The sequence below is a fragment of the Streptomyces atriruber genome (assembly GCF_001418325.1).
Lineage (GTDB): Bacteria > Actinomycetota > Actinomycetes > Streptomycetales > Streptomycetaceae > Streptomyces > Streptomyces atriruber.
In genome coordinates this window covers 1-3,770 of the sequence record NZ_LIPN01000560.1, presented here as the reverse complement: position 1 = coordinate 3,770, position 3,770 = coordinate 1, and the positions used below count along the sequence as shown (strand labels likewise).

Below are 3,770 nucleotides of genomic sequence, written 5' to 3'. Positions count from 1 at the left end.
GCCGGGCTGCGAAGCCGGAGCCGCAGCGGGCGCGGGGGCAGGGGCGGGCGACTGGTCGACGGGCAGGTCCGGGCCTGGGCCGGGGCCGTTCGTCGGCGTACCACCGCCGTTGCCGCTGTTGGGCTGCGTGCGCGAGACCCGGCGTACGCGAGGCCGCCGCTGTACGGGCTGAACGGGGGAGTTCGCCCGTACAGCGGCGGGGTCCGTGGCCGCGGTCGCGGCAGCCGACCCAGGGCCGGTGGGGGACACCGGTCCGGGGACATCGGTGGTCCGGACGTCAGGACCGGCGCCCGGCGTGCCGGAGCCCGGAGGCGTGGCGTCGGACGGGGCGGCGTACGGCGTCGTGGGCGTCGCCCCGACGGGGAAAAGCTGCCGCTGCGGCACCACGCCGGGCGCGGCCGACACGAGCGGGGAGCGCCGTGTCGCCCGCGACGTCTGCACGACGGGTGCGGCAGGGGTACTCGCCGAGGCGCTCACTCCTGGCGCCTGGTGCCGCGTACCTGCCTCACCACCGCCGGACGCGGAACCGGGTGCGGAACCGGACATGGCACCGGAGTCGGCAGGAGCCGGGAGTGCCCGCGCCCCGGCGAGCGGCGCGGTCTCGGACGCCTTCGAGACCGGAGCCGGAGCCGACGCCGGAGCCGCGGCGGTACGTTGCACAGCCGGGGACCCGCCGGACTCCGCCCCGCGAGCGGGCGTCGCCGCTCCGCCCGGAGACTTGCCCGAAGGTGCCTTCGTGGTCTGCGTGGCGTTCGTGGTCTGCGTGGTGTTCGTGGTCTGCGTACGTCGGTCTCCGCGCGGAGCCGCGCCCCCGGACCTCGTACGGGCGCCGGAGCCCGGCGATGCGGCGCTCGGCGAAGAGCCTCCTGCCGCCGCGCCCTCGCCGGAGCCCGACGCGTGCTCGTCCGTCCCGGCCTCGCCCGGCCCGCGTACGGGCAGCCGCAGCGCGGGCAGGTCGAGGTTGCCCGGACGGCCGGCCACCGGCGTCAGGACGTCGTGCAGCACACCGCCGGGGGCCGAGGCGCGCACCGCGTGCCCCAACTCGCCCCCGAAGGACGGGTTCTGGTGGGTGGCGAGCATCGCGCCGAAGCCCTGCTCGGCGACCGTCCGCGGAGCCGAGAGCACACGCTGGACCGGCGGCACGGCGGCCCACGCGTCACCACGGCCGCCGACACCGGCACCCGTGCCGACGTCAGCACCCGCATCGGCACCCGAACCGCCCGGCGCCGCCGAACCGGCCGTGTCCGCCACGCCCGGCAGGGCGGCGTCCGACGCACCCGCGCCCGACGCCACCGCCTCGTCCCGCGACCCCCGCCGCCACCTGAACAAGCCCATCACTTACCTCGACTCACCGACCGGTCGCCTTCGCCTCCGCCTGCTCCACCAACGTGGCGGTCCGTCCCACGTACGCGCGCCGGTCCGCGTGTTCGAGGTCGAGGATGTCGTCCATGCCCCAGTGGAAGTGGTAGGCGAGGTACGCGACTTCCTCCTCGATGCGGTCGGCCGCGTACGTCACGATTCCCCCAGGCGGCTCCCGGCCAGCTCCACCTCGAAGGACTCCGAGCAGTGCGGGCAGGCCACCGCCGCACGGGTGTGGCCCTCCGCGTTGATCTGCCGGTAGAAGTCCTGCAGGAAGGCCAGGTCGGAGGCGAACATGTTCTCCACCGTGCCGTCGTGGACGGAGCCGAGGGTGCCGAGCCGGGTGATGACCCGGCCCAGCAGTACCACGGACAGGTAGGCGGGGTTCTCGCGCACCCGCACGTCCCGCAGCGGCACCAGTTCGTCACGTGCCGTCGCGAGCCGCATCGCGCCGTTGCGGTGCACGGTGCCGGACTCGTCCACGAACCCGCGCGGCAACTCGAACTCGAATTCCGTACGCAGTGGTTCGCGGACGCCCGTCACCGTGCCGGGCGCCGTGCCCGCCCCCGCGACCGTCCCTGCCGGGCCCTCGCGCCGCATTATTCGATGACCAGCTCTTCGAAGACGATGGTGACCTGCTCGGTCAGCGCGGCGGCGTCGCCGGCCTTGACCCCGCTGGTCTCCACCTTGCTGCACCAGGCGTTGCGCAGGTTGTAACGCTTCACCGGGTTGTTCTGGTAGTCCATCATCATGATCGTCGCGTTCTTGCGCGCCGAACCCATGTCGCCCTGAATGGACTTGTTGATCCACTCGCTGAAGACGGGGCTCTGCGTCATGCCGCGGGTGACGGTGCACTCGCCGGCCTTCTTCACGCCGGGCATCTTCTTGACGACGGGCTTGCCGTCCGCCGACACCTGCTGGTACTCGATGACGTCCTGCTCCATCGAGAGGCCGCTGACTTCCTGCAGGTACTCGACCATGACACCGTCGATCTGCAGGCCGAAATTGTGGGTGGTGAGGGCGTCACCGGGCTGAAGGGACAAGGGGGTTCACTCCTGTGATGGTGATTCGTGCGGTGGCGTGCGGAACTGCTCGGACTACTCCTCCAGCTCGCCGCCCCCGCCGGAGAACTGCGCGAGCCGGAACACCACGAACTCGGCGGGCTTGACCGGCGCGATGCCGATCTCGCAGACGACGCGGCCGAGGTCGACCGACTCCGGCGGGTTCGTCTCCTCGTCGCACTTCACGTAGAAGGCGTCCTCGGGGCGCTGGCCGAACAGGGCGCCCGAGCGCCACTCGTTGACCAGGAACGCCGAGACGTTGCGCCGGATGCGCGCCCACAGGGCGTGGTCGTTCGGCTCGAAGACGACCCACTGGGTGCCGATGAGGATCGACTCTTCGAGGTAGTTGAAGTAGCGGCGCACGTTCAGGTAGCGCCAGGCCGGGTCGGACGCCATCGTGCGGGCGCCCCACACGCGGATGCCGCGGCCGGGGAACGCGCGGATGCAGTTCACGCCGACCGGGTTGAGCAGGTCCTGCTCGCCACGGGTGATCTGCAGCTCCAGGTCCACGGCGCCGCGCACGATCTCGTTGGCCGGGGCCTTGTGCACACCGCGCTCGGCGTCGTTGCGCGCCCAGATGCCCGCCATGTGGCCGGACGGCGGCACGACCACCGACTGGCCCGAGGCCGGGTCGAAGGACTTGATCCAGGGGTAGTAGAGGGCCGCGTAGCGCGAGTCGTAGCCGGCCAGCTCCTGACGCCACTGCCGGATCTGGCGGGCGTTCAGCGACGGCGGCGGGTCGATGATGGCCATCCGGTCGCCCATCAGCTCGCAGTGCGAGATGAGGCCGAGCTGGACCGCCTTGACCTGCTCCTCGTCGATCAGGCCCTGCTGGTAGGCGGCCATCAGGTCCGGCACCGCCACCATGTTGACCTCGTCGAGGGCCTCCAGGCCGCCGAAGCCGGTGCGGTCCGCGGAGTCGCCGATGAACTGGGCGGTCTCGACGCGCGAGACCTGGCCGTTCGAGGCGGGCACCGCGGGGGTGGCGGGCGCGGGCGGCGCGAGCGTCACGGTCTGCGCGTCGGGCTTGGCCAGCTGACCGCCGGCGGCCGACGTCTCCTCCAGGGCGATCGTCTTGGACCGCTGCCTGACCTGCGTGACGACGTAGTTGCGCGCGGTCTTCTTCGCGCTGACGTCGAAGTTCTCGACGACCTTGTCGCCGTCCTTGACGATCAGCTTGAAGCGGTCCGCCGCACCCTCGCCCTCGCCGTCCTGCACCTCGACGGTCAGCGCGCCGCCGTCCGTGGTGCCCGCGGTGAGGGCCGACACCGTGAAGGCGCCGAGCGCCACGGGCTCGCCCGCGGTGAGCTCCTTGGGCGCCTGGGTGGGGGCGGGGGCCTGCTGCTGGGG

Annotated in this window: 4 protein-coding genes and 1 pseudogene; all 5 read right to left on the bottom strand. The window is 72.5% G+C overall.

Annotated elements, in window-relative coordinates; all coding sequences use genetic code 11:
* A pseudogene (locus AOK03_RS42980) lies at positions 1 to 1,335 on the bottom strand (hypothetical protein); the annotation flags it as partial.
* Between the two features lie 13 nt (positions 1,336 to 1,348).
* Positions 1,349 to 1,516 (bottom strand): DUF6760 family protein, encoded by a 168-nt coding sequence (locus AOK03_RS43315; RefSeq protein WP_167355695.1) that lies wholly within the window; start codon positions 1,514 to 1,516, stop codon positions 1,349 to 1,351.
* Positions 1,513 to 1,959 (bottom strand): hypothetical protein, encoded by a 447-nt coding sequence (locus AOK03_RS38395; protein WP_107098221.1) that lies wholly within the window; start codon positions 1,957 to 1,959, stop codon positions 1,513 to 1,515. The genes AOK03_RS43315 and AOK03_RS38395 overlap by 4 nt, the downstream gene beginning before the upstream one ends.
* Entirely contained in the window at positions 1,959 to 2,402 is a 444-nt protein-coding gene (locus AOK03_RS38390; protein ID WP_055569989.1) for a phage tail protein, read from the bottom strand. The genes AOK03_RS38395 and AOK03_RS38390 overlap by 1 nt, the downstream gene beginning before the upstream one ends.
* 54 nt (positions 2,403 to 2,456) lie before the next feature.
* A partial coding sequence (locus AOK03_RS38385) for a phage tail sheath subtilisin-like domain-containing protein (protein WP_055569988.1) occupies positions 2,457 to 3,770 on the bottom strand: 1,314 nt, incomplete at its 5' end.